Consider the following 23550-nt stretch of genomic DNA (forward strand, 5'->3'; position numbering starts at 1 on the left):
CGCCTGTCGGCCCCTCATTCCCCCGCGCACCTTGCGTCGAGATCAACGCGCCGATGCGCGGGCAAACTGAGGCGGCTGTGTCGCCGAGGTGCGGCGCGCCAACGCCGCCGCCAAGTAGGGCGCGGTGCGGCTTTCGGGCGAGGCGGCCACCGATTCGGGCGTTCCTTCTGCCACCACCGAGCCTCCCGCATCTCCCGCACCCGGCCCGAGATCAATGACCCAGTCCGCCTGAGCAATGATGCGCATGTCGTGTTCGACGACGATGACGGTGTTGCCCGCGTCGACAAGATGCTGAAGGTGTCGCAACAGGCGATCCGCATCGGCCGGGTGGAGTCCCGACGTCGGCTCGTCGAGCAGATAGAGGGTGTCACCAGTCAGCGCCCGCCGTAGCTCCGATGCAAGCTTGACGCGCTGCGCCTCACCGCCCGAGAGCTCGGTTGCCGGCTGGCCGAGCGAGACATACCCGAGCCCCACGTCGATGAGCGCGTCGAGGTGGCGAACAAGTTCGGGGTCATCGAAGGTCGCGCGCGCCGCGGTGACGCTCATGGCGAGAACGTCGGCGACTGTCCGACCGTCGAGTTCGATCTCAAGAGTCTCGGCGTTGAATCGTGTGCCGCCGCACTCTTCGCACGGCGCCTGAACTGTGGGCAAGAACAGAAGCTCGATCTCCATCGTGCCTTCGCCCTTGCAGGTCGGGCAGCGACCGCTCGGGCGGTTGAAGGAGAACCGACCAGCACCGTAGCGCCTGCGGCGAGCCTCCGGCGTCGCGGCGAACAGCCTCCGCACCCGGTCGAAGAGGCCCGTGTACGTGGCGACGTTCGAACGAGGAGTGCGGCCTATCGGGCTCTGGCTCACCTGGACCACCCGCCGGATCCTGTCGTCCGCCACGATGACACGCCCCGTCGTGTGCTCAGGGGAAGGCGAAAGCAGCAGCGCGCTTGTGCCCTCAGCGGGGGCATCGGCTTCGCCTACGCCTCCCGCGTCCGTATCCGTCTCAGCGTCAACCTCACCCTCTGCACTCAGCAGTTCGGGAATCGCCCTTGTGACAAGCGTCGACTTGCCGGAGCCAGAGACGCCGGTGACCGCCGTGAGCACGCCGAGGGGAAAGCTCACCGACAGTCCCGCAACGTTGTTGCGGGTGACGTCGACGAGTTCGATTTGCGCATCCGGGGAGCGACGCACTGGACGCGCATCGTGCGAGGCGTCGCCTTCGTCGAACAGGTAGTCGCGGGTGACCGATTCCTCGGCCTCGCGCAGTCCGTCGAGCTCACCTGAATACACCACGGTGCCGCCGGAAGCCCCGGCGCCCGGCCCGATGTCGACGATCCAGTCGGCGGCTCGGATGACGTCGAGAGAGTGCTCGACGAGAAAGACCGTGTTGCCAGCGGACTTGAGCGACGAGAGGACGCCCACGAGCGCCTCGGTGTCGGCAGGGTGAAGACCAGCCGAGGGCTCGTCGAGCACGAACACCACCCCGAACAGTTGCGACAACACCTGAGTGGCGAGCCGCATCCGCTGGAGTTCTCCTGACGAGAGCGTCGGAGTCGACCGATCAAGCGAAAGGTATCCGAGCCCCAGGTCCGCAAGCGGGGCGATGCGCGACAGTGCCTCCTTGGCGAGCCGCTGCGCGGCGAGTCTGCGCTCCGGCGCCACAGGCGCGCTCTCCGCCAACGGCTCCCAGCTTGGGTCGAGCACGCGTTCGATCAGCGCGGCGATGTCCTCGAGCGGGAGCGCCGACAGTTCGGTGACGTCGTACCCCTCGAACGTGACGCCGAGGGCTTCCTGCTTCAAGCGCTTCCCGTGGCACTGCGAGCATGCGACGCTCACCATGAACGACCCCGCACGCTCGCGCATGCGCGCGCTCTTCGAGTTCGCGAACGTGTCGAACACGTAGCGCTGCACACCCACGAACGACGACATGTACGACGGCTCATCCCCGCGTTCCACTGCTGCCCACACTTGCCGCGGGGTGAGCTCCCTGAAGACGGGAACCTGCGGCGTCTCACGTGTGTAGAGCGCCCAGTCCCGCCGCGCCCGGGAGATCTCGCGCCACGGCATGTCGACGTCGTAGCCGAGCGAGACGAGGCTGTCGCGCAACTGCTGTCCGTGCCACGCACTCGGCCATGCGGCCAGCGCACCGTCTCGGATCGACAGCGAGCTATCCGGCACCATGCGTGACTCCGGGACGTCATAGACCTGTCCGAGCCCATGGCACTCCGGGCACGCGCCCTGCACCGTGTTCGTCGAGAAGTCTTCAGCAAGCAACATCGGCGCACCGTCGCGATAGGTCCCCACGCGCGACATCATCATCCGCACCACGTTGGCGATGGTCGTCGCGCTGCCGACCGTCGAGCGCGCGTTCCCGCCAGACCGCTGTTGCTGCAGCGCGACGGCGGGAGGCAGCCCATCGATCGCGTCGACATCGGGAGCGCTGACCTGGCTCATCAGCCGCCGCGCATAGGGCGCAACCGACTCGAAGTAGCGGCGCTGAGACTCGGCGTAGATGGTGGCGAACGCCAGCGAACTCTTGCCCGAGCCGGACACACCCGTAAAAGCGACAATCGCATCGCGAGGGATGTCAACGTCGACGTTGGCGAGATTGTGGGTTCTCGCGCCGCGGATACGGACGCTTCCCGTATCCGCTGATGGCGTTCCGGGATCTGCCTGTTCCAAGTCTTTCCTCCTGGCGTCGTGCGTGGTCACCCGGCATCGAGCCACCAGGCCATCTCCCCCACCCCAACGCAGAGACCGCTCCCGCGAGTCCCGATCGGCGCGGTCCGTGGAAGGCCTGGCCGACGACGGGGCACCCGAGAAAGCTTGATCAGAGACGACAAAAGCCCCGACACCTCTCGTCTAGGAGAGATACCAGGGCTTTCTTCAGGTGGGCGATACTGGGTTCGAACCAGTGACCTCTTCCGTGTGAAGGAAGCGCGCTACCACTGCGCCAATCGCCCTGAGCGAGAACAATAGTAGCGCGTCCCCGGCAACCCTCGTGCACCGGCCGGTGCGGGCGCCGCCGGGTTCGTGAGAGAACTCTCATGCATATGCCCTGGTGGGCGTCATCACGGGTGGGAGACTGGCGGCATGCCGGACAGTGCGGAGGACCGCCCCCAGGCGGCGCCGGAGCGCCGCCGGTGGCGCCCGCGCCGTCCGCACCTCAACGTCCGGTCCGCGATCCTGCTCACGGTGCTGGGGCTCACGGCCCTTGCGCTCTTCACCGCCGGGTACTCGGCGTCGAAGCTGCAGGACAGGCGCGTCGACGCTCGCATCGATGCCGATCTCAACGCTGCGGCCGAGGAGTTCCGGGTGCTCGCGACCGTCGGAGTCGACCCTCGCACCGGAGAGCCTTTCGCGTCCCCCGAAGAGCTGGTGCGCACGGCGATGGAGCGGATCATCCCTGCCCGCAACGAAGGCGTGCTGGGAATCGTCGGCGGGGAGATCGCGTACACCACACGCGGCGCGGATATCGCGCTCGAGAACGATGCTGAGCTGGTGGACGCGCTCGGTCCGCTCGTCATCGGCGACACCGCGACCTACACGACCATCACCACGGAGCGCACTCGCTACCGCCTGGCCGCGGTGCCCGTGCGGACCGCAGCCGACGGCAGCCTGGTCGAGGAGGCGGACGATGCGGTGCCCGCCTACGACTCCGTCGCTGCCCTCGTGCTCGGCTACGACGTGGACGCCGAGCACGCATGGTTCAACGAAGTATTCGTGACCTACGCGCTCGTGGCGGGCTCATCCCTCGCCGTGGTCACGGCGGTCGGGTGGGCGATCGCGGGCCGACTCCTCGCGCCTGTGCGGGTGCTCGCCAGCACCGCCGCGCGCATCGGGCGCGGCGACGTCTCCGAACGTATCCCGGTCACCGGCACCGACGATATGGCGCGGATGGCAGCGTCCGTCAACGACATGCTGGACCGCATCGAGACGGCCTTCGAGTCGCAGCGGCAGCTCGTGGGCGACGTGCGGCACGAGCTGCGCACCCCCCTCACCATCGTGCGCGGTCACCTCGAGCTCATGAATCCGGACAATGCGGACGACGCCCGCGAGGTGCGCACCCTGGCACTGGACGAGGTGGATCGCATGAACCGCGTGGTGAGCGACCTCACCACCCTGGCGACCATCGATCGTCCGGACTTCGTGACGTTGGCCGATGTGCGCACGGGCCCTCTCACCGACGACATCCTCGACAAGTCCGTGATGCTCGGCGATCGAGAGTGGTCGGTCGAGGAGCGCGCCGATGTCACCGTGCTGGGCGACCGGGAGCGGCTCACTCAGGCGTGGCTCCAGCTCGCGGCCAACGCCGTGAAGTTCTCTTCGACGGGCTCTGCGATCGCCTTGGGCTCGTCCTGGGCGGCCGATGCGGTACGGCTCTGGGTGCGCGACGAGGGCGTGGGCATCGCGCCCGAGGACCAGGAACGCATCTTCGAGCGGTTCGTCCGCGCCGACGACGGCACCACCGAGGGCTCGGGGCTGGGTCTCGCGATCGTGAGGGCCATCGCACAGGCCCACGGCGGCACCGTGCACTGCGAGTCCACGCTCGGCGAAGGGTCCGTGTTCACCATCGTCCTCCCACCTGTTTCCGATGCTGAGGTGCCCGAATGACCCAGATCCTGATCGTCGAAGATGAGGACCGCATCGCGTCGTTCATCTCCAAGGGCCTGACCGCGGCGGGATATGTGCCGGTGCGCGCCGCAACGGCGCGGGAAGGCATGGACGCGGTGCTGGTCTCAGACCCGGCACTCATCGTGCTCGATCTGGGCCTGCCCGACGGTGACGGCATGGAGCTCCTGCGCCGTATGCGCGACAGCGGCGTGAGCGTTCCGGTGATCATCCTCACCGCCCGGCGCTCGCTGGACGACACGGTGGCCGGTCTCGAGGGCGGTGCCGACGACTACATGTCCAAGCCCTTTGGCTTCGACGAGCTGCTGGCACGCATCCGTCTGCGCCTGCGGCACGTCGACGCTGCGGACGCCACGACCATCGAGCAGGGCTCGCTCGTGCTGGATCTGCGAGCACGCACCGTCACCCTCGAGGGGCGCACGTTCGACTTGTCCGCGAGAGAGTTCGCCCTCGCCGAGACGCTCATGCGCCATCCCGGGCAGGTGCTGACCCGCGAGCAGCTGCTCGCGCAGGTGTGGGGCTACGACTTCGACCCTGGCTCCAACGTCGTCGACGTGTATGTGCGCTACCTGCGTGCCAAGGTCGGAGCAGGCTGGATCGAGACGGTGCGGGGCGTCGGCTACCGCTGGCGCCGAAGCGGCGACACCGGCCCCCAAGCCTGAACCGAAGAGTTCGCACGCCCCGCCTCGCTGCGGACACACCAAAGCCCGCCCGGCCCCGCTGACAAGTCAGGTGGGCGCGAGCGGGCTTTGGTCCGGGGTCAGTCCGAGGACTCTGCTGAGGGGGGCGAGTCCGCGGACTCGGGGCTGTCCGCAGACACCGGCGAGTTCGCCGATGCGGGGCTTGCCTGCGACGCCGGGCTCGGGGCCGAGGCGGGGCTCGGCGCGGAATACGGGCTCGCTGGCGACACCGGCGAGTTTGCCGAGGCAGGGCTGGGCACCGACGCGGGACTCGGCTGGGAGACCGGGCTCTGGGTCGACACCGGGCTCGGCGACGAGGCGACGGTGTTCATCGACACCGCCGACGCGGACGAGGCGACGCTCACTGGGGAGACGCTCGACATACGCGAGCTGATGGTGACGACCCCGCCCTGACGGTCGTTGGTGTCGCTGAGCTCCACGCCGGGGCCGAGATCCGGGCGGGCACCGTCGGTGGTCGCGAACGCTGCTCCCGTACCCAGGGCAGCGATGCCGAGTGCGCCGGTGACGATCCATGCGGTCTGCTTGGCCATGATGTTCTCCTCACGTCGAGCCCTAGCGGGCTGTTCGAGTACTACTCTGCTGCCCCTGCATGAGAGGCCGGGGAGAGTCAGATGAGAGTGTTCTCATCCACCCTTACGAGGAGCGACGCGGAGCTGGGTCAGGGTTGCGCTCGGCGTTCAGCTCGAACAGGGCTCCCAGCCGGCGTAGCAGCGGCCCAGCAGCGAGCTCGTGGCCGTCGAGGCTCGCCACGTGCTGGACTCCCCTGGTCGAGGAGGTGACGGCGAGGTGGGTGTCTCCCGCGATGGCGGCGTCGAGCACGCTCATGGTGAGTTCACCGGGCGCGGTGACGCGGATCGGTAGGCCCGCATCCGCAGCCCATTCGAGCGCCAGACCCCGAGTGATCCCCGGGAGGCAGCCCGAGGCCAGCGGCGGGGTGAGCAACTCTCCGTCGATCTCGACAAGAACGTTGGTCGCGGTGCCCTCGCAGAGGTTGCCGTGGGTGTTCGCCATGATCGCCTCGTCAGCACCCTTGTCGCGCGCATACGCCGCCATGACGGCGTTCTCACCGTATGAGGTCGACTTGACGCCGGTAAGCGGCGAGCGCTCGTTGCGATGCCAGGGTGCACGAACGGCGTGGCACACGCGGGGACGGGAAGCCTCTCCCCCGGTGACCACCACGGTCTGCGGTCCCTCTCCGCGTGCCGAGCTCATGGGCCCCTGGCCCGACGTGACGGTCACACGCAGCCGCGTGAGTCGGCCCCGACCCGCCTCCATCACCGCGTCGATGGCGCCGCGAATCTCGTCCGCGGACGGCTCTGAGAGCCCGATGCGCTCGGCCGAGTACCGCAGTCTTGCGAGGTGGCGGGTGAGGGCGAAAGGCTGGCCATCGCGGATCCTGAGCGTCTCGAAGACCCCGTCACCGACGGTGAGACCGTGATCGGTAGCGGTCACGATCGGCTCGTCCGGAGCGCGAAGAGATCCCCCACTCCACACGATGACCGTCATCTGTCGATTATCTCGGTAGATGCCAGGCCGATCAAGCGTCTGGCCTTCAATTCGGTCTCGTCCCATTCGCCCGCCGGGTCCGACCCCCAGGTGATGCCCGCGCCGGTGCCGAACCTCAAGAGCCCATCGCTCCACCAGAAGGTCCGAATGCCGACGGCCAGCTCTGCCCGCCGCGCATCGGCGTCGATCCACCCGATCGCGCCGCAATAGGGCCCGCGAGGCGCCGTCTCTTCGCGCTCGATGATGCGCAGCGCGGAGGACTTGGGGGCGCCGGACACGGACCCGGGCGGGAAGGTGCCGCCGAGCAGCGCGGGCCACATAGCAGGCGTCCAGCGGTAGTGCGGCGCGAGCGACGCTTCAACAGTCGACTCCAGGTGGGTCAGTCCCGGATGCTCGTGCTCCGCAAGCAGCTCGGGCACCGCCACGGTTCCGGGATCCGCCACGTGGGACAGGTCGTTGCGCACCAGATCCGTGATCATCACGTTCTCTGCCACGTCCTTGTCGAGCATCGCGGTGCCCGGGGCTGCGGTTCCCTTGATCGGCGACGACCGCACCTTCTCGCCGTCGACGCTCAGATACAGCTCTGGGGACGCGGACACGATCCACGTGCCGGGGTAGCTCCCGCTGGGGGGAATGGCGATGCGGCTGGCGTGACGAGCGGGGTTGCCGATTGCGAGTCTTTCGCTGAGTGCCACCGCGTCAGGCCCGTCCGGCCCCGCTGGCAGTGGGGCGCTCAGCACTCGGCACAGATTCACCTGGTAGACGGAGCCGTTGCGGATGTCCTCCCGGATGTGCGCGACGCCCCGCATGTACGCGGAGCGATCAAGCGAGGTCTCCCATGCATCGGCCGGCGGCCCCGACCATGCGCGCCCCGAAGGGGGCGCGGGCCGGGTCTCACCCCCGACCGCATCGGCGTAGTCGACCTCGCCCATCCGCCACGCGTCGATGCGTCCGTCGAAGTCCCCGACCACGACCCAGAAGCCGCCCTCGGCCAGCCGATGCCCCTCGGCACGGGCGTCGATGTGCTCGATCACGCCGTGGGCGCGTACCCCGCGAAACTCGGCGCTGCCCGCCGCCCGCTCAGCGTCTGTGTGAATCACGACTCCCACGCTAGTGGCCCACAGACCACCGCCTCTCGTGAACGCCGCGCCGAAGGCTCCGGCGTTTTGTGTTGGGCCAAGAAGTCGGCTAGAGTTCCAATCTCGTCAGGCCAACAAACTTGACGTGTGCGGACGTGGCTCAGTGGTAGAGCATCACCTTGCCAAGGTGAGGGTCGCGGGTTCGAATCCCGTCGTCCGCTCGGAGCGCCGGAGCCTATGTGTGGCTGCGGCACTACGGTGGAGTGGCCGAGAGGCGAGGCAGCGGCCTGCAAAGCCGTATACGTGGGTTCGAATCCCATCTCCACCTCGGGCGATTGGCGCAGCGGTAGCGCGCTTCCCTGACACGGAAGAGGTCACTGGTTCGATCCCAGTATCGCCCACTCTTGTCCCGACAGGCCGACCTTCGGGTCGGCCTTTGTCGTATCTGCCAGTGCTAGGTGCGTACGGTAGCGCGATTCTCCGGGTAGGAGACGGCGTAGTAGATCGACTGCGCGACAATTCGGCCGTGCTGCACGACATACGAGTCTGCACCATCGTGCACGGTGGCGCTGCGCGCCGTGCCCGTCCAACGGAGCATCCCGTAGCTGCCCTCGATGAGGACGTCGTGGTACTCGTAGTTGCCCTCCGGGAGATAGGTGTTCAGGACTGTCGCGAGATGCCGGACTCCGTCGGGCCCGCGGTGGACACCCTCGCCCCACGAGAGCAGGACAACCTCGTCGTCATAGTTCTCGGCGAGGTCCCGTTCGAGATCGCCGATCTTCCGCAAGTGCAGATGAGATTCGATGACATCCGTCGTTGTCCGCATCCTTCCTGTCTACCTCACGCCGTGCACCGAGCGCACCCCCTGCCGCGCACGGGTCCCTTCGGGCTGTGCCTCCCGCCAGGCGGGCGTAGGTTGGATTGCAGGAGTCATGGTCGGTGAGCTGGCCAACGGAACGCCGCGTACCGGCCGGTGGTGTCCCTGCACGCCGCGTTGCCGCGCAGGCGGCCCCACCGCTCGCCCTGGGCGCGGGTAGCCGATGGCCAACGGTTGAAGGGAGTGCGAACGCCATGAAGAAGGCCGTGATCCGCACAGCCTTGGCGCTTGCGGCGCTGCTCGTGATGCTGCTCGTCTGGGGCGTCGCCGTGGAGCCCCGGCTCATCCTCGACCAGCGCCGCGAGTCGGCTCCGATTCCCGGCCTTCCGCAGGCGTGGGCAGGCAGCGAAGTGGCGTTCTTCTCCGACCTTCAAGTGGGCATGTGGTGGTCGAACGAGGCCATGGTCGAGCGCATCGTCGAGCAGACCATCGAGGAGGATCCCGACGTGGTCGTGCTGGGCGGGGACTTCGTCTACAGCGCGTCCCCAAACGTTGCCCAGCAGGTCGAGACAGTGGTGGACCTGCTGCGCCCGCTACTCGACGCTGGGCTGCCGACCTTCGCTGTGCTGGGCAACCACGATCACCACGCCGGGGCAGCCGTGGAACTCGAGATCGCCCTCGAGGACATGGGCATCACCGTGCTGCAGAACGAGGCCGTAGTCCTGCCCACGCCGCAGAACGACACCGAAGGCGACGGCGATCTTCACCTGGCGGGCCTCGCCGCCACCCGTCCGGGGCTGACCGACGTGCAGACGGCTCTCGCGCACGTGCCTGACCAGGCATCGCGCATGGTGTTCATGCACAACCCGACCGCGTTCCCCGAACTACCCGCCGGCTCCGCGCCGTTGGCGGCGGCCGGGCACACCCATTGCGGACAGATCGCGCTGCCCGGCTCCCCCGGGTGGTCGTACATGGGCCTGACGCAGGAGGAGAAGGTCGTTGTCGACGGCTGGGCACCCTCGTCATATGGCGCCGACGGGAACCGCCTATTCGTCTCGTGCGGGATCGGGTTCAGCATCGTGCCGATGAGGATCAACGCCGCGCCTCAACTCGTGGTGTTCGAACTGACCCCTGGATGACGCGTGTATGCGGGCGCGTCCGCAGGACGTTTCAGGATTTGGGGCCCTTAGGACTCGCGTCCGGCCTCGCGTCCGCCGCGACCGCCTCCATCGACGTCACCACGATTCGGCCCGGTCCCGATCGCTTTGCCGCGTACATCGCTTCATCTGCAGCGTGCAACAGGGCTCTCTGGGAGCCGGCGGCTCCGAGGGCGACGCCGATGCTCGCAGTGATCGTCATGCGCGAATCGCCGATGGTGAACGGAGGCTCCATCGCCCGGAGCAGACGGTGCGCGGTCTGCAACGGCTCGTTGGCATTGGCCACTTCCTCGAGCAGGACGACGAGCTCGTCGCCGCCCATGCGCGCCAGGGTGTCCTCCTGGCGTACGCACTCTCGGAGGCGATCTGCAGTCTGACGCAAGATCTCGTCACCCGCGTCGTGGCCGTAAGCGTCATTCACAGCCTTGAACCCGTCGAGGTCGATGAACAGGACTGCGAGGGACCTCCCACTCCGCGCCGCTCGATCGAGAGCATGTTCGAGGCGGTCGGACAACAGCCGCCGGTTCGGCAGGTCGGTGAGCGGGTCGTGCAGGGCTGCGCGCTCCAGCTGGTCTTCGAGCACGCGGCGCAACGTGATGTCGCGGACGATCACGATCCTGCCGATCTGCTCGCCATCGTCGTCGTGCAGCGGGGAGACCGTGATTGCGACGTCGACGGGACTGCCATCGACGCGTCGCGCAACCATTCGCGCACGCAGGAGTCCGTCGCCCGACTGCTCTGCGGCGGCGCGCTCCTCCTCTGCTCCCGGGGGAGGCTCCGGGATGAAGGCGCTCAGGGGCTGCCCGATGATGTGGTCGACGCTGGTGCCCTGGATATCGGCCAGGGCCGCGTTCGCATAGACGACCGTGTCCTCCATGTCGAAGACGGCAACGCCCTCTCCCACTTGGTCCACGACGTTCACCAGCAGGCCTCGCTGCAGCTCGACCGCCAGCGGCTCGCGCGTGGTCATGAGCTCGCCGGCGCCGTTAGAGCCGCAGCACGCAGCCGACTCCGCGCCACCACCACCCAACAGACCATGCCGCTCCTCAACACTTCACCCGTCCCGCGACGCTATCACCGGGATACGCAGGGCTTCAGTGGACGTGAGCAACCGCACAATGCTTGGACTACGGGGTCTGCACCAGCTCCCCCACGTCCACGCGCGCATCGAGGCGGTTCCCCGGACCCGGCAGGGGGCACACCCAGTCGCTCGAGTACGCGCACGAGGGCTGGAAGGCAAAGTTGAGGTCGATCACAAGCGAGTCCGCGTCGCCGCCCAGGTCCGCGCCCTTGACCGTGTCCAGCACGTACCGGCCGCCACCGTACGTGCTATCCCCCGCTCCCCCGTCGCGCAGCGGCAGGAACACTCCGCCGCCGTAGGAGTCCAGCCACCACACGTCGAGGCTCCCCAACCCGGGTAGCGCCACGCGGCCGATGCGCTCGAACGGCACGAGCCCGTCGCTCGGCGTGGGCACCTCGCGGCGTTCAGGCTCAGCCGGCTCGACAGCGACCTCGAAGCGGTACTCCGGGTCATACAGAGCCATGCGCGCGCGGAAGCCCTCGCGGTCGTGAACGGGCACGGGCGTCGCAGGGTGCGTGGCAAGCAACCGGTCGCGGCCGTCGGCCCATAGCCCATGCGCCGAGGCGGGGTTCGCCTCCGCGCGCACCGCGGCATAGAGATCGAACACTTGCCTGCGCCAGTCGCGCACATGCCACGAATAGTTCATCCCTTGACGCTACCCGTGAGCGCTACAGGGCGCCGACACGAGTGTCAGGAACGATCGGCGCGGGTCGTCGCGGTAAGGAGCGACTCCTCGGGTTCCATACCAGTGGCAAGCGCGCGGAACGCGTCGAAGACCGCGTGGTCCACGACGACGGGATCCCACGGTGAGGTGAAGTAGCCGTGGATGGCGTCCCGGTTAATCGCGTCGGTCAGGGTGACGACGTCCCCGCTGCCGTTCACGACGATCCGCTGCATCTCCGGATACAACTGCCGTGCGTGGTGGAGGAAGCCGCCGCGGGCGCCCGTAGGCTGGTCGCAGACCACGACCTGCGCAGGGTTGTCGGCCAAGACGGCCAACCCCTCGTCGGTCGACGCCGCCGACAGCACACGGTAGCCATCACGCGCCAGCTTCGACTTGAGCGTGACCATCTCTACCGAGTCCTCGCCAAGGAGCAGCACCGAGTTGGGTTCGGAGGCAGGCTCCTTCCTCGGCTTCAGCATCGGGCCAGAAGTGACCAGCGTCTCGAGGTCGGCCAGTGGGAGGGGGCGGCTGAAGAAGTACCCCTGCATCAGATCGCAGCCGTGCGTGCGCAGGAACTCCAACTGCGCCGCGGTCTCGACGCCCTCCGCCACCACGTCGAGACTCAGGTCGTGCGCCATTCGGATGATCGCCAGCGCGATGGCGGCGTCCTGCGCGCTCTTCGTGATGTCACTGACGAACGCGACATCTATCTTCAGCACATCGATCGGGAACCGCCGGAGGTAGGCAAGGCTCGAGTATCCCGTGCCGAAGTCATCGACAGAGATGCGTACGCCCCGGTCCTTGATGTCATGAAGAGTACGGATGGTGTGCTCGGTGTTCACCATCATCATGCTCTCCGTCATCTCCAGCTCGAGCAAAGCCCCTGGAACTCTGTGCCTTGCCAACGACTCCGCGACGTCGTCCCGGAGATCGCCTTCCGACAGCTGCCGTCCGGAGACATTGACGGAGAGGGATAGTCCGTCGAAGGAGGTCCCGCCCCACGCGGCAAGCTGTCGGCACGCCTCGTCGATGACCCACCGTCCCACGCGCACGATGAGCCCCGTCGATTCGAGAGCGGGGATGAACTCTGCTGGCGACACGAGCCCACGCTCGGGGCTGTCCCACCGCAAGAGTGCTTCGAAGCCCGTGATCCGACCCGTCATCAGGTGAACCTTGGGCTGGAAGTGCAGCACGAACTGCTCCTCCATGGCCGCTGCCCGTAGCGCAGTCTCGAGCCGCACCCGGGCCTGTACCTCAGAGTTCATCGCTGCCGTCGAGAACCGGTAGGTGTTCCGACCTGCCTGCTTGGCCGTGTACATCGCTGTGTCGGCGTACTGCAGCAGCAGCTCGGGCCGTCCCGCGTCGTCCGGACTGAGCGCGATCCCGATGCTCGCGCTCGCAGTGACGTCCGTGCCGTCCAGAACGAACGGCGCACGCATCGCTTCGGTGACCTTCTGCGCCACGCGCGCGGCGCCGCCCTGGCCGTCTTCAAGCAGCAGGATCACGCCGAACTCATCACCACCCAACCGACCGACGGTGTCCCGGATGCGTACCGAACGTCGCAGCCGTTCCCCTACCTCCAGCAGGAGGGTGTCGCCAGTCGAGTGGCCCCTCGTGTCATTGACCGTCTTGAAGTCGTCGATGTCGATGAATAGGAGCGCCACGCCGCAGCCCTGCTGGACACTCAGCGCAAGGGTCTTCTCCAGCGTGTCCTTGAAGAGCGCGCGGTTGGGCAGTCCCGTCAGCGAGTCGAAGTGAGCGAGGCGATGGAGCTCTGCGGTGCGCTCGTTGACCTGTCGCTCGAGGTCGGCACTCTGCTTCGCCAGCGCATCGGTCATCTCCTTGAGTCTCAGCAGGTTTCGCGCCCGAAGCCACAACTCGGCCCGGTCCACGGGCTTGGTCAGGAAGTCCTCGGCTCCCGCCTCCAGTCCCTTGAGCCGCGCATCGGGGTCGCGAAGCGCGGACAGCATGATGATGGGAATCCCGGCAGTCGCCGGGTCGCTCTTGAGCGTGCGCGCCACGGCGTACCCGTCCATTCCGGGCATCATGACGTCGAGCAGGATCAGGTCAGGCGGCAGCTGCATGACGGACACCAGGGCGTCGACCCCACTGCCCGCGGTGCGCGTCCGGTAACCCTCCGGCCGCAGCAGGGTCTCCAGGAGCTTGCGGTTCATCGGCTCGTCGTCGACGATCAGGATTGTGGCGCGGGACCCCATCAGCTGGGCCCGTGGTCGTCCTCAGGCCGCGATGCGGCGGTGTCTTCCCCGTCAGCGCTGGCCGACGATGCCGCCAACAGTCGGTCAGTGACCGCGTACAGCTCCGCGCGCCGCAATGGCTTGGCGATGTACGCGTCGCAGCCGGCAAGATGGCTGCGTTCCTCATCCGCCTTCATGGCCAGTGCCGTCAGCGCGATGACCGGAATGGCGGCCGTCTCGCGGTCCCTCTTGAGGATCGAGGTGGCCTCGTAGCCGTCCATGCCGGGCAGCTGAATGTCCATCATGATGAGGTCCGGCACGTCGCTCCGGGCCAGGGCCAGGCCTGATTCTGCGTCCTCAGCCGACAGCACCGTGTGCCCTGCGTGCTCAAGAAGCAAGGTCGCAAGCTTCATGTTGGCCGGATTGTCCTCGATCACCAGTATCGCGGCCATCACACCACCTCGCGGGCGGTGTCCGGCAGCGCCTGACGAACGTGAGCCATGAACTGGTGGCGATCGAAGCCGGCCTTCTGCACCACCTGGATCGGGCCGTCCACGCCGTCCAGGGCAGCCCTGTCGTGCGAGGTGACGGTCTTCGCTGTCACCACGAGGATCGGGATCCTTGCGGTCCGGGAATCAGCTTGGAGTGCCTCGACGACGTCGAACCCGGTCACCTCCGGCATCATCAGATCGAGGAGCACGAGGTCGGGACTCAGCCGTTTGGCGAGCGCGATCGCCTCGGCGCCCCCGTAGGCACGCACGACGGCATAGGCGGGGCGCGGCAGAAAAGCGGCGATCACTTCGACAGCCTTGGGATCGTCGTCGACGACCAGCACCGTCTTCGTCACCGTCTGGTCCTCATGCAACCCGTGCTCCGCAAGCGACGCGCTCAGCGCGCTGCGGCTGATCGGCTTGTGCAGGATGGCGGCGGCACCCGAGGCCAGGGCCAGGTTGCTCGCGACGTCACCGGTGACGACCACAACCGGCACCTGTGCCAACGCGCGATCGAGCCCGATGAGGGCAAGAAGTTCCCAGCCGTCCATGCCCGGAAGGTGAATGTCGAGCGTGATGAGGCTCAGCGTGTGCTGCGGGGCGACGAGGAGAGCCTCTTCAGCGCTCGACGCGCGGACCACGCAGAACCCTTCAGCCTCGAGCAGGACCCGTATGAGTTCTGCGGACGCGTCATCGTCCTCCACCACCAGCGCGGTGAGACCCCTGAATGCGGCCCCCGTGCTCTCGGCGGGCATGTCAGCGAACACGGGCAGCGGCTCAGCGCTATGGAGTAGCGGTAGCCACACCACGAACTCAGCCCCCTCGCCGGGGGCGCTGGCGACGGCGACGGTTCCGCCGTGCAGTTCGGCCAGTTCCTTCACCATGGCGAGACCGAGACCGGTACCTTCGAACTGCCGCGCCAAGCTGCTGTCGATCTGGCTGAACGCGTGGAAGAGCTTCTCCAGGTCCGCTTCCAGGATGCCGATGCCCTGGTCCTTGACGCTGATCTCGACGAACGCGTCGTGTGCACCCTCAGCTACCGGGAATGCGTAAGCGGGCCAAGGTCCGGTGAGGCGTCCCACCTCGGCCGCCGGCGCAGTCCGCACGCTCATCACCACGCGGCCTCCCGCTGGGCTGAACTTCACGGCGTTGGAGAGCAGGTTGTAGACGATCTGCTTGGTCTTGCGCGGGTCAAGGATCGGCGAGCCGATGCCGTCCGCTATCTCGAGGTCTACCGTCACCTGTTGCGACGCTGCCTTCTCGCGCACGATCGACAGACTGCTGCTGAGCAACTCGTGCACGTCGACGTGCTCGAGCTCGAGCTGCATCATTCCCGCCTCGACCTTCGACAGGTCGAGGATGTCGTTGATCAGCGACAGCAGGTGCTGTCCGCTGGTGAAGATGTCGCCGATGTAGTCCTGCTGGCTCGCCGTCATGTCACCCATGAGGCCGTCGCGCAGTGCCTCGGAGAAGCCGATGATCGCGTTGAGGGGCGTCCGCAGCTCGTGTGACATCGTGGCAAGGAACTCGGACTTCAATTGGCTCGCCCGCTCGAGCTCGAGGTTCTTCTCGGTGAGCGTGCGCTCGGACTCCTTGAGGTCCGTGACGTCGCGCGCCGAGGCGAAGACGCCCTGCAGCGTGCGCTCTTGGTCGTAGAAGGTCGCCGCGTTGTACGAGACAACGGTCTCCTTGCCATCGCGCGCCCGGACCGTGAGCTCGTAGTCGGCGACCTTGTTCTCCGTGAGCACACGAGCGATCGCAGCATCGGCGTTGTCAGGATCTGTGAAGAAGGTGCGACACGGCGTGCCGATCAGCTCCTCCCTGCTGCGTCCGGTCAGCACGATCATCTGCTCGTTGACGTCAGTGATGGTGCCGCGCGGGTCCGTCGTCATCAGCGCATCGATGTTCGACTCGATCAGGGAGCGTGTGTAGAACTGCTGGTCCCGCAGCCGCTGGTCGAGCAGCGCCTGTTGCGCCTCGACCTCCCGGCGCGCGGTGTTGTCATACCCGATGAGCAGGTAGCCGATGATCTCGCCTTCGGTGTCCCGTAGCGCGGTCACAGACACGATTGCCGGGAAACGGCTGCCGTCCTTGCGGACGTATGTGAGCTGGTAGATGTCCTCGATGCCACGAGACGCCTTGAATACCAGGGCCTCGAAGCCAGGCGTGATCGTGGTGTCCAGCTCGGCGCTCAGCGACGCGGCGCGCGCCACGAGCTCGTCAGGATCAGAGATGTCCGCGGGAGTGACCCGGTCGACCACGTCCTCCGCCGTGTAGCCGAGCATGCGCTCCGCGCCCACGTTGAAGATCTGGATGACACCGTGCTCATCGGTGGCGATGCTCGAGAAGTAGGCGCTCTCGAAGATCGCATCCTGCAATGCAACGGTCTTGATCTTCGTGGCGCGCGTGTCGTCGGCGGCCGTCACCTGCTGGCCGAGCTCAGTGGGCCTACGGCCCAGGGGGTTCGTGCGGTCACGTGCTGCAGGGCTGATGCCACCACAACCACCTCCAAGGTCCGCACTCTACGGCCGCGCAGACCAATGTGCTCAGGCGGTGAGACCAACGTCACCCTCGTGGCCCGGACCTCAGAGGGTCGCTGCCACCAGTGCGTCGACGCCTGCCGCGAGCTCACGGGCCACCCGCTGGGGGTTCCCAGAGACGTACCCCTCCACGAGCGCACCGTCGCGCAGCATCATGATCTGGCATGCCACGTGCTCGGGCTCGGCGATGCTCTGAGCGACTAGCGCGGCAGTGATCGCACCGATCATCCACGACCGGAACCGGTCGACGACTTCACGCACCGCGTGGTCAGGATCCGGATACTCTGCGGCCGCGTTGATGAAGGGGCACCCGCGAAAGCCCGGTCGGCAGATCTCCTCCGCGAGCGCAGTGGACCACTGCCCAGGGCTGTGCCCCGGTCCCGCATCGGCGACCGCCCGCTGCACGCGCTCGAGCTCCGCCTCGAGATACGCCACCACCAACTCGTCCTTCGTAGGGAAATGTCGGTAGAACGTCACCTTCGACACCCCGGCATCGGCGATCACGCGGTCCGCGCTCACCGCGCGGATGCCGTGCGCGTTAAATTCGGCGATCGCGGCGCTGAGGATGGCCTCGCGGGCTCGTCCTCGCATCGTGCTCTCCACCGTGGCCGCCTCCGTCTCGATACCCGTCGGGAATGCCTTCCAGGCTACCCGCGTTGCTACGTAGACTGACTAGTACCGCACTGTGTTTGCTCCCGACAGGTGGCGACACCCGGCAGAACGGAACCGTGACTCCCATGACCACCAAGCCCAAGGTCTTCTATACCGCCACCGCGACCGCGACCGGAGATGGCCGCAACGGCCACGTCGCCACGGACGACGCGCTGCTGGACCTCGACCTCGCGACCCCCAAGCCCTTCAGACAAGCGGAGCGGACCAACCCGGAGCAGCTGTTCGCCGCCGGCTACGCCGCGTGCTTCAACTCGGCCATCGGTCAGGCGGCGAAGCAGCTCAAGGTGAAGGTTCAGGACTCGACGGTGACCGGCAAGGTGGGGATCGGCCCGCTCGGTCTGACTGGAGGCTTCGGTCTCGCCGTGACCCTCGAGGTCCACGTGGTCGGCGTGGTCGGCGTGGACGACGAGACCGCACGCCGGGTGGCAGACAAGGCTCACGAGGTGTGCCCCTACTCCAATGCCACTCGCGGAAATATCCCCGTCGAGGTCACGGTTACCACCGGCTGAGGCAACGCGCGTCCCGGCGGATCTGGGATGATGGCGATGACCGCAACGAACGGGGACGCGACTCGATGACCGACGCCACTCACGAACGCACGCGCAGGGCCGGGCACAGGCTCGACGCACCGGTACCGAACTCCACCTACAGGCTCCAGCTCAACGCGGACTTCACGTTCGCGGACGCGGCAGAGCACCTCGACTACTTCGTCGAGCTGGGCGTGAGCCATCTGTACCTGTCGCCCATCCTCGAGGCGTCCCCTGGCTCGACCCACTTCTACGACGTCGTCGACCACTCCCGGATTGCGGAGTCGCTCGGCGGAGTCGAGGGCCTGCGCGAGCTGTCCTGGAAGGCGGGCGAGCGCGGCGTCGGGCTCATCGCCGACGTGGTCCCGAACCACATGGCCGTGCCTACCCCGGCTTATCACAACAAGGCGCTGTGGTCGGTGCTCGCCCACGGCGAGGAATCCGACCACGCGCACTGGTTCGACGTCGACTGGTCCGGCGGCGACCCGGTGCTCATGCCGGTGCTCGGCCAGCGGATCGGCACGGTGCTCGCCGCTGACGAGCTCCACCTCGACACGATGGTGGTCCCGGGCTTCGAGGAGGCCGGCGAGGTGCACGTGCTCCGCTACTACGAGCACGTCTTCCCCGTGCGCGCGGGCACCGAGAACCTTCCCATGGCAGACCTCGTGGACCAGCAGTACTACCGCCTCGCCTACTGGCGCGTGGCGAACGAGGAGCTCAACTACCGTCGGTTCTTCGACGTCGGCTCGCTCGTGGCCGTTCGTGTCGAGGACGAGGACGTGTTCGAGGCGACTCATCGGGTGATCGTGGACCTCATCAAGGACGGAACCCTGCAGGGCCTGCGCATCGACCACCCTGACGGCCTCGCCGACCCGGCGGGCTACCTTGCTCGCCTCCACGACGCGACCGACGGCGCGTGGATCGTCGTCGAGAAGATTCTCGAGGGTGACGAGCAGCTTCCGCGCTCGTGGCGCACCGCGGGTACCACCGGCTACGACGCCGCATGGCGCGTGGGCGCACTGCTGCGCGATCCAGCAGGCTCGTCCCCGCTCGCGGGCACGCTGCACAGGCTCACGGGCGACGCGATGGGCACGCTGCCGGACATGATCTCGGAGGCAAAGCTCGAGATCGTCAAGGAGTCGCTGTCGAGCGAGGTGCACCGCCTCGCGACCATCGCGCACACCGTGTGCCACACGGACGTGCGACTGCGCGACCACACGTGGCGGTCGCTATACGACTGCCTGCGCACGCTGCTCGTGGAGTTCGACCGCTACCGCGCCTACGTCGTCGCGGGAGTGCCTCCCAAGCCGCCGTCGCTCGAGGCCATCGACCACGCCGCCGAGCGCGCTCAGGTACAGCTCGACCCCGAGCGCCACGAGACGCTCGAGGTGGTCGTGGACCTCCTCAAGGGCGCCGAGGTGGGCTCCGCCGGACGCACCGACGATTCCAACCGTCGCGAACTCATCACCCGCTTCCAGCAGGCCTGCGGCGCCGTCATGGCCAAGGGCGTCGAGGACACCGCGTACTACCGCTGGACGCACCTGCTACCGCTGTGCGAGGTCGGCTCCCCTGCCGGGCGCTTTGCGCTCCCGCCCGCCACCTTCCACGCGTGGGCCGACGAGCAGCAGCTCGCGTTCCCCCACGCCATGACCTGCCTCACCACCCACGACACCAAGCGTTCGGAGGACGTTCGGGCGCGCCTAGGCGTGCTGTCCGAGGCGGCCGACGACTGGGATGTCACCGTGACTCACCTGCAGGAGGCCGCGTCGCGGATCCGCCCTGCACTGCTCGATGGCCGCATGGAGAACCTGTGGTGGCAGACCCTGGTGGGCACGTCGGACGAACACGGTCTCATGGACTGGGACCGGCTCGAGGGCTACCTCATCAAAGCCATGCGTGAGTCGAAGACGCACACGACCTGGACCGCCGTCGACGCCGACTACGAGTCGGCCATGCTGTGGTTCGCGCAGTCCACTCACGCCGATCCCGCGATCCGCGAGATCGTCCTCGAATGGCACAAGGCGGTCTCCGTCGGCACGCGTGCCGCGATCCTGTCCATGAAGCTCATCCAGTTGACCATGCCCGGCGTTCCCGATATCTATCAGGGCACCGAGATGGTCGCGCCGTCGCTCGTCGACCCCGACAACCGGCGCCCGGTGGACTTCTCAGCCCGCGCATCGGCCCTGCGCAAAGTGACGGGGCGCGCCAAGCCCAAGTCCCTCGACGAGGAGAAGTTGCTGGTCACCGCCCGGGCCGTGCAGGCCCGCCGCGACCATCCCGAGGCGTTCATCGGCGAGCACGCGGGCTATCACCCGCTGGCCGCATCCTCCGGCCATGCCGTCGTCTACGCACGCACGGACGGCGACGAGCCCAAGGTCATCACCGTCGCGACCCGCCTGGGCCTCGACCTCGAGAAGCTCGGCGGGTGGCGTGAGCACACCGTGACGCTTCCCGAGGGCCGCTGGAGGGACGTATTGTCCGGCCGCGAGCATGAGGGCGGCAACGTCGACCTCCATGACCTGTTGCCCGCCATGCCGGTCGCGCTCCTGGTGGCCATCTGATGCGCGCGCGAGTGTGGGCTCCCACGGCCGATGCGGTGGTGGCAGTGATCGGTGCGCCCGACTCCGAGCGCTCCCGCGAGCCGATGGAGCGGGGCGAGGACGGCTGGTGGAGCGGACCGGAGCTGCCGCACGGGACCGACTACGCCTACGAGGTCGACGGCGACGGACCGTGGCCCGACCCGCGCTCGGCGCAGCAGCCGTACGGGGTCCACGGACCGTCCCGCGTGTTCGAGACCGGGCTGCACCGCTGGCAGGACGAGGGCTGGAATGGCGTCGACGTGCTCGGCAAGGTTTTCTACGAGCTGCACGTCGGCACCTTCACACCCACCGGCACTCTCGACGCGGCGATCGTGCAGCTTCCGGACCTCAAGGCCACCGGAGTGGACATCGTCGAGCTCATGCCCGTCGCGGGCTTTCCCGGCCGCCACGGCTGGGGATACGACGGCGTGGCCCTGTACGCCGTCCACGAGGCCTATGGCGGCCCGGCCGCGCTGCAGCGGTTCGTCGACGCCGCGCACCGGGCAGGCTTGGGCGTATGCCTCGACGTGGTCTACAACCACCTCGGGCCGGACGGGAACTACCTGAGCAAGTTCGGCCCCTACTTCACGGACGCGCACGAGACTCCGTGGGGGTGGGCCGTCAATCTCGACCAGGCGCACGCCGACGGCATGCGAGAGTTCATCCGCGACAACGTCTCGCGCTGGCTCGACGACTTCCGCATCGACTGCCTGCGCCTGGACGCCGTGCACGAGCTGCAGGACGACTCGGAGCCGCACATCTTGGCCCAGCTGTCAGACGACACGGCCACGCTCTCGGAGCGCGTGGGGCGGCCGCTGTCGCTCGTGGCCGAGTCCGACCTCAACGACGTGCGCATGATCACGCCCACCGCCGAAGGCGGCTTGGGCATGACGGCGCAGTGGGCGGACGATGTCCACCACGCCATCCACTCGTACCTCACCGGCGAGAGGCACGGCTACTACGTCGACTTCGGCAGCATCAAGGCACTCGACAAGGTGTTCCGGGACGCGTTCTGGCACGACGGCACGTTCTCGCCCTTCCGCGACCGTGAGTGGGGGGCGCCCGTGCCTGCCGAGGTCGACCGCCGCCGATTCGTGGTGTGCGCGTCGAACCACGACCAGGTGGGCAACCGGGCCATCGGTGATCGGCCCGCATCGTCCCTGTCCCCCGGTGCTCAGGCGACGTCCCTCGCGCTGGTGCTGCTCAGCCCCTTCACTCCCATGCTGTTCATGGGCGAGGAGTACGGCGAGACGCGCCCCTTCATGTTCTTCACGGATCACGACGAGCCGCTCGGCAGTGCCGTATCCGAAGGCCGCATGAGCGAGTTCGCGGGGCACGGCTGGGAGGATCTCTACGGCGGCGAGGTGCACGTACCCGACCCGCAGGACCGCACCACGTTCCTGCGCTCGAAGCTCGGCTCCGGCATCGGGTCGTCGAGTGCCGGCAATGACGCAGTCCGGGCCTGGGTGTCGCAGCTCATGGCGCTGCGCCCCCGCGTCGACTCGCGCGAGGCGTGGGCCGCCCACCCCGCGGGAGCCAGCGAGTCCGCGCCGCGCGTGCTGACCATGCACGGGCCGCTCACGGTGCACGCGAATCTCTCGGACGCCGCCGTCACTGTCCGCGCAGCGTCACCGGTGGCGGTCTTCGGCGACGTCACCGAGTCGGGCGACGATGAGCTGCTTCTCGCTCCCGACGCCGTCGCCGTGGTTCCCGCGACCTGAATATGGCGGCCAGCCACCACTGGGACGAGCATCCCACCTCGGCGCTCCGGGTGAGCGAGGGCTTTCGCATCGAGGGCTTCGATCCCACCGGCAAGCCCGGCTTCGCGGGCTCGAAGCAGGACGGCAAGCGCATACGAAAGCACCGGGGCGAGCACCTCGCGGAGCTCCAGGAACGGCTGTTCGCGGGGGGCCGGGTGGGAGACGATCGGTCACTTCTACTCGTGCTCCAGGGAATGGACACCGCCGGCAAGGGCGGGATCGTGCGCCACGTCCTGGGAATGGTGGACCCTCAGGGCGTCCAGGCGCGGGGCTTTGGCGCTCCGACCGAGGAGGAGCTCGAGCACCACTTCCTGTGGCGCATCGAGAAGGCGCTGCCCAAGGCGGGGCACATTGGCGTCTTCGACCGGTCGCACTACGAAGACGTGCTCATCGCTCGCGTCCACGAGCTCGTCCCCCGCGGCACCTGGGAGGGCCGCTACGACGAGATCAACGAGTGGGAGAGACGCCTGACGGAAAGCGGCACCACCATCGTGAAGTGCGCACTCATGGTGTCGCAGGAGGAGCAGCTCGACCGGCTCGAGAAGCGCCTGAACCGGCCGGACAAGCACTGGAAGTACAGTCCGGCAGACCTGGACGAGCGCGCCCACTGGCCCGCGTACATGGAGGCCTTCCAGGCAGTGTTCGACCGCACGTCCACCGCCGCGGCGCCTTGGCACGTGATCCCCTCGACGCGCAAGTGGTACGCCCGGCTCGCGGTCACGGAGCTGCTCACGTCCGCTCTCGAGAAGATGGACCTCCAGTGGCCGGCCGCTGACTACGATCTCGACGAGGAACGCGCGCGGATCACCCAGGTACGGCGATCAGGCGGCTAGCCTCCGAGCGCCCTGAAGCCCTCGTAGACCATGAACGCGGGCCAGAAGATGCCCTGAAAGATCGCGCCCACGTGCTCCCAGAACCCGTCGGCCACCTGCCAGTAGTACACGATCCCGCCAAAGATTCCGAGGCCGTAGATGGCCCCTCCCCCTGCCGCCGCTGAGCCGTTGCTGCTCATGCCGGCCCCTTCCCTCAATGCCCGTGTGGCAACTCCTGTCTACCAGGCATGCGCGTGCTCCGCGCGGCATGGCTCGGCGACGGGGCCGAACCACAGCGGCTGGTGCTAGCGTCGGAACCGCGCGACGGCAGCGACGGGGCGGTCGG

19 protein-coding genes and 4 tRNA genes are annotated in these 23550 nt (G+C 67.7%); 11 read left to right on the forward strand and 12 right to left on the reverse strand.

Going from position 1 to position 23550, the window contains the following annotated elements:
• Positions 1-42: 42 nt before the first annotated feature.
• Together ACNI3K_RS11360 and ACNI3K_RS11365 are read right to left on the reverse strand one after the other, a co-directional pair.
• Positions 43-2673 carry an excinuclease ABC subunit UvrA gene (locus ACNI3K_RS11360; RefSeq protein ID WP_419392009.1) on the reverse strand — a complete coding sequence of 877 codons (2631 nt, stop codon included), beginning with the start codon at positions 2671-2673 and terminating at the stop codon, positions 43-45.
• Positions 2674-2882: 209 nt separating this feature from the next.
• Positions 2883-2954, reverse strand: a tRNA-Val gene (locus tag ACNI3K_RS11365).
• Positions 2955-3084: 130 nt separating this feature from the next.
• Here ACNI3K_RS11365 and ACNI3K_RS11370 point away from each other — a divergent pair.
• The 3 genes from ACNI3K_RS11370 (at position 3085) to ACNI3K_RS11380 (ending at position 5717) form a co-directional block, all read left to right on the forward strand.
• A complete protein-coding gene (locus tag ACNI3K_RS11370) occupies positions 3085-4605 on the forward strand; it encodes a sensor histidine kinase (protein WP_419392010.1) in 1521 nt (506 codons plus the stop codon).
• Positions 4602-5285 carry a response regulator transcription factor gene (locus ACNI3K_RS11375; RefSeq protein ID WP_419392011.1) on the forward strand — a complete coding sequence of 228 codons (684 nt, stop codon included), beginning with the start codon at positions 4602-4604 and terminating at the stop codon, positions 5283-5285. Before ACNI3K_RS11370 ends, ACNI3K_RS11375 begins: the two co-directional genes overlap by 4 nt.
• An 87-nt stretch (positions 5286-5372) precedes the next feature.
• A complete protein-coding gene (locus ACNI3K_RS11380; protein WP_419392012.1) occupies positions 5373-5717 on the forward strand; it encodes a hypothetical protein in 345 nt (114 codons plus the stop codon).
• 240 nt (positions 5718-5957) lie between these two features.
• Here the strand turns inward: ACNI3K_RS11380 and ACNI3K_RS11385 are convergent, their stop codons facing one another.
• Together ACNI3K_RS11385 and ACNI3K_RS11390 are read right to left on the reverse strand one after the other, a co-directional pair.
• Positions 5958-6776, reverse strand: coding sequence for an aminotransferase class IV (locus ACNI3K_RS11385; protein WP_419392013.1), 819 nt, complete (start codon positions 6774-6776; stop codon positions 5958-5960).
• Positions 6777-6826: 50 nt separating this feature from the next.
• Positions 6827-7930: a chorismate-binding protein gene (locus tag ACNI3K_RS11390; protein ID WP_419392014.1), complete on the reverse strand. Its 1104-nt coding sequence runs from the start codon at positions 7928-7930 to the stop codon at positions 6827-6829.
• A gap of 128 nt (positions 7931-8058) precedes the next feature.
• Here ACNI3K_RS11390 and ACNI3K_RS11395 point away from each other — a divergent pair.
• The 3 genes from ACNI3K_RS11395 (at position 8059) to ACNI3K_RS11405 (ending at position 8310) form a co-directional block, all read left to right on the forward strand.
• Positions 8059-8130, forward strand: a tRNA-Gly gene (locus ACNI3K_RS11395).
• A gap of 36 nt (positions 8131-8166) precedes the next feature.
• Positions 8167-8237 (forward strand) — tRNA-Cys (locus ACNI3K_RS11400).
• Between the two features lies 1 nt (position 8238).
• Positions 8239-8310, forward strand: a tRNA-Val gene (locus tag ACNI3K_RS11405).
• Between the two features lie 53 nt (positions 8311-8363).
• On the opposite strand, the gene ACNI3K_RS11410 is transcribed toward ACNI3K_RS11405, so the two are convergent.
• Complete coding sequence (locus ACNI3K_RS11410) at positions 8364-8735, reverse strand: nuclear transport factor 2 family protein (RefSeq protein ID WP_419392015.1); 372 nt, start codon at positions 8733-8735, stop codon at positions 8364-8366.
• A gap of 245 nt (positions 8736-8980) precedes the next feature.
• On the opposite strand from ACNI3K_RS11410, the gene ACNI3K_RS11415 reads away from it, so the two are divergent.
• Positions 8981-9865 (forward strand): metallophosphoesterase, encoded by an 885-nt coding sequence (locus tag ACNI3K_RS11415; RefSeq protein WP_419392016.1) that lies wholly within the window; start codon positions 8981-8983, stop codon positions 9863-9865.
• A 31-nt stretch (positions 9866-9896) separates the two neighbouring features.
• Here ACNI3K_RS11415 and ACNI3K_RS11420 read toward each other — a convergent pair whose 3' ends face one another.
• The 6 genes from ACNI3K_RS11420 to ACNI3K_RS11445 form a co-directional block, all read right to left on the reverse strand.
• Positions 9897-10853, reverse strand: a complete 957-nt coding sequence (locus tag ACNI3K_RS11420; protein WP_419392017.1) for a diguanylate cyclase domain-containing protein — start codon at positions 10851-10853, stop codon at positions 9897-9899.
• A gap of 157 nt (positions 10854-11010) precedes the next feature.
• Positions 11011-11610, reverse strand: a complete 600-nt coding sequence (locus ACNI3K_RS11425) for a DUF1684 domain-containing protein (protein WP_419392018.1) — start codon at positions 11608-11610, stop codon at positions 11011-11013.
• A 44-nt stretch (positions 11611-11654) separates the two neighbouring features.
• Complete coding sequence (locus tag ACNI3K_RS11430; protein WP_419392019.1) at positions 11655-13844, reverse strand: EAL domain-containing protein; 2190 nt, start codon at positions 13842-13844, stop codon at positions 11655-11657.
• A complete protein-coding gene (locus tag ACNI3K_RS11435; RefSeq protein WP_419392020.1) occupies positions 13844-14275 on the reverse strand; it encodes a response regulator in 432 nt (143 codons plus the stop codon). The genes ACNI3K_RS11430 and ACNI3K_RS11435 overlap by 1 nt, the downstream gene beginning before the upstream one ends.
• Positions 14275-16740 (reverse strand): response regulator, encoded by a 2466-nt coding sequence (locus ACNI3K_RS11440; RefSeq protein ID WP_419392021.1) that lies wholly within the window; start codon positions 16738-16740, stop codon positions 14275-14277. The genes ACNI3K_RS11435 and ACNI3K_RS11440 overlap by 1 nt, the downstream gene beginning before the upstream one ends.
• Positions 16741-16899: 159 nt before the next feature.
• On the reverse strand, positions 16900-17457 hold the full coding sequence (locus ACNI3K_RS11445; protein ID WP_419392022.1) for a TetR/AcrR family transcriptional regulator: 558 nt from the start codon (positions 17455-17457) through the stop codon (positions 16900-16902).
• A 134-nt stretch (positions 17458-17591) separates the two neighbouring features.
• On the opposite strand from ACNI3K_RS11445, the gene ACNI3K_RS11450 reads away from it, so the two are divergent.
• The 4 genes from ACNI3K_RS11450 to ACNI3K_RS11465 all read left to right on the forward strand — a co-directional run bounded on the left by ACNI3K_RS11450 (position 17592) and on the right by ACNI3K_RS11465 (position 23225).
• A complete protein-coding gene (locus ACNI3K_RS11450; protein WP_419392023.1) occupies positions 17592-18035 on the forward strand; it encodes an Ohr family peroxiredoxin in 444 nt (147 codons plus the stop codon).
• 65 nt (positions 18036-18100) lie between these two features.
• A complete protein-coding gene (gene treY, locus ACNI3K_RS11455) occupies positions 18101-20614 on the forward strand; it encodes a malto-oligosyltrehalose synthase (RefSeq protein WP_419392024.1) in 2514 nt (837 codons plus the stop codon).
• Between the two features lie 11 nt (positions 20615-20625).
• Entirely contained in the window at positions 20626-22353 is a 1728-nt protein-coding gene (treZ, locus tag ACNI3K_RS11460) for a malto-oligosyltrehalose trehalohydrolase (protein WP_419392025.1), read from the forward strand.
• A 2-nt stretch (positions 22354-22355) separates the two neighbouring features.
• Positions 22356-23225 carry a PPK2 family polyphosphate kinase gene (locus tag ACNI3K_RS11465; protein WP_419392026.1) on the forward strand — a complete coding sequence of 290 codons (870 nt, stop codon included), beginning with the start codon at positions 22356-22358 and terminating at the stop codon, positions 23223-23225.
• Here the strand turns inward: ACNI3K_RS11465 and ACNI3K_RS11470 are convergent.
• The gene (locus ACNI3K_RS11470) at positions 23222-23404 is read right to left on the reverse strand and encodes a hypothetical protein (protein WP_419392027.1); all 183 of its coding nucleotides are present in this window, start codon (positions 23402-23404) and stop codon (positions 23222-23224) included. The two genes, ACNI3K_RS11465 and ACNI3K_RS11470, sit on opposite strands and share 4 nt — an antisense overlap.
• Positions 23405-23550: the final 146 nt, after the last annotated feature.

The sequence above is a fragment of the Demequina ureilytica genome (genome assembly GCF_048553575.1).
GTDB lineage: Bacteria > Actinomycetota > Actinomycetes > Actinomycetales > Demequinaceae > Demequina.

Excerpts from the sequence above, each read along its gene's own strand:
- ACNI3K_RS11410 (WP_419392015.1), bottom strand. The coding sequence starts at position 8,735 with ATGCGGACAACGACGGATGTCATCGAATCTCATCTGCACTTGCGGAAG.
- ACNI3K_RS11425 (WP_419392018.1), bottom strand. The coding sequence starts at position 11,610 with ATGAACTATTCGTGGCATGTGCGCGACTGGCGCAGGCAAGTGTTCGAT.
- ACNI3K_RS11470 (WP_419392027.1), bottom strand. The coding sequence starts at position 23,404 with ATGAGCAGCAACGGCTCAGCGGCGGCAGGGGGAGGGGCCATCTACGGC.
- ACNI3K_RS11415 (WP_419392016.1), top strand. The coding sequence starts at position 8,981 with ATGAAGAAGGCCGTGATCCGCACAGCCTTGGCGCTTGCGGCGCTGCTC.
- treY (WP_419392024.1), top strand. The coding sequence starts at position 18,101 with ATGACCGACGCCACTCACGAACGCACGCGCAGGGCCGGGCACAGGCTC.
- ACNI3K_RS11430 (WP_419392019.1), bottom strand. The coding sequence starts at position 13,844 with ATGGGGTCCCGCGCCACAATCCTGATCGTCGACGACGAGCCGATGAAC.
- ACNI3K_RS11450 (WP_419392023.1), top strand. The coding sequence starts at position 17,592 with ATGACCACCAAGCCCAAGGTCTTCTATACCGCCACCGCGACCGCGACC.
- ACNI3K_RS11465 (WP_419392026.1), top strand. The coding sequence starts at position 22,356 with ATGGCGGCCAGCCACCACTGGGACGAGCATCCCACCTCGGCGCTCCGG.
- ACNI3K_RS11420 (WP_419392017.1), bottom strand. The coding sequence starts at position 10,853 with ATGACCACGCGCGAGCCGCTGGCGGTCGAGCTGCAGCGAGGCCTGCTG.
- ACNI3K_RS11370 (WP_419392010.1), top strand. The coding sequence starts at position 3,085 with ATGCCGGACAGTGCGGAGGACCGCCCCCAGGCGGCGCCGGAGCGCCGC.
- ACNI3K_RS11375 (WP_419392011.1), top strand. The coding sequence starts at position 4,602 with ATGACCCAGATCCTGATCGTCGAAGATGAGGACCGCATCGCGTCGTTC.
- ACNI3K_RS11435 (WP_419392020.1), bottom strand. The coding sequence starts at position 14,275 with ATGGCCGCGATACTGGTGATCGAGGACAATCCGGCCAACATGAAGCTT.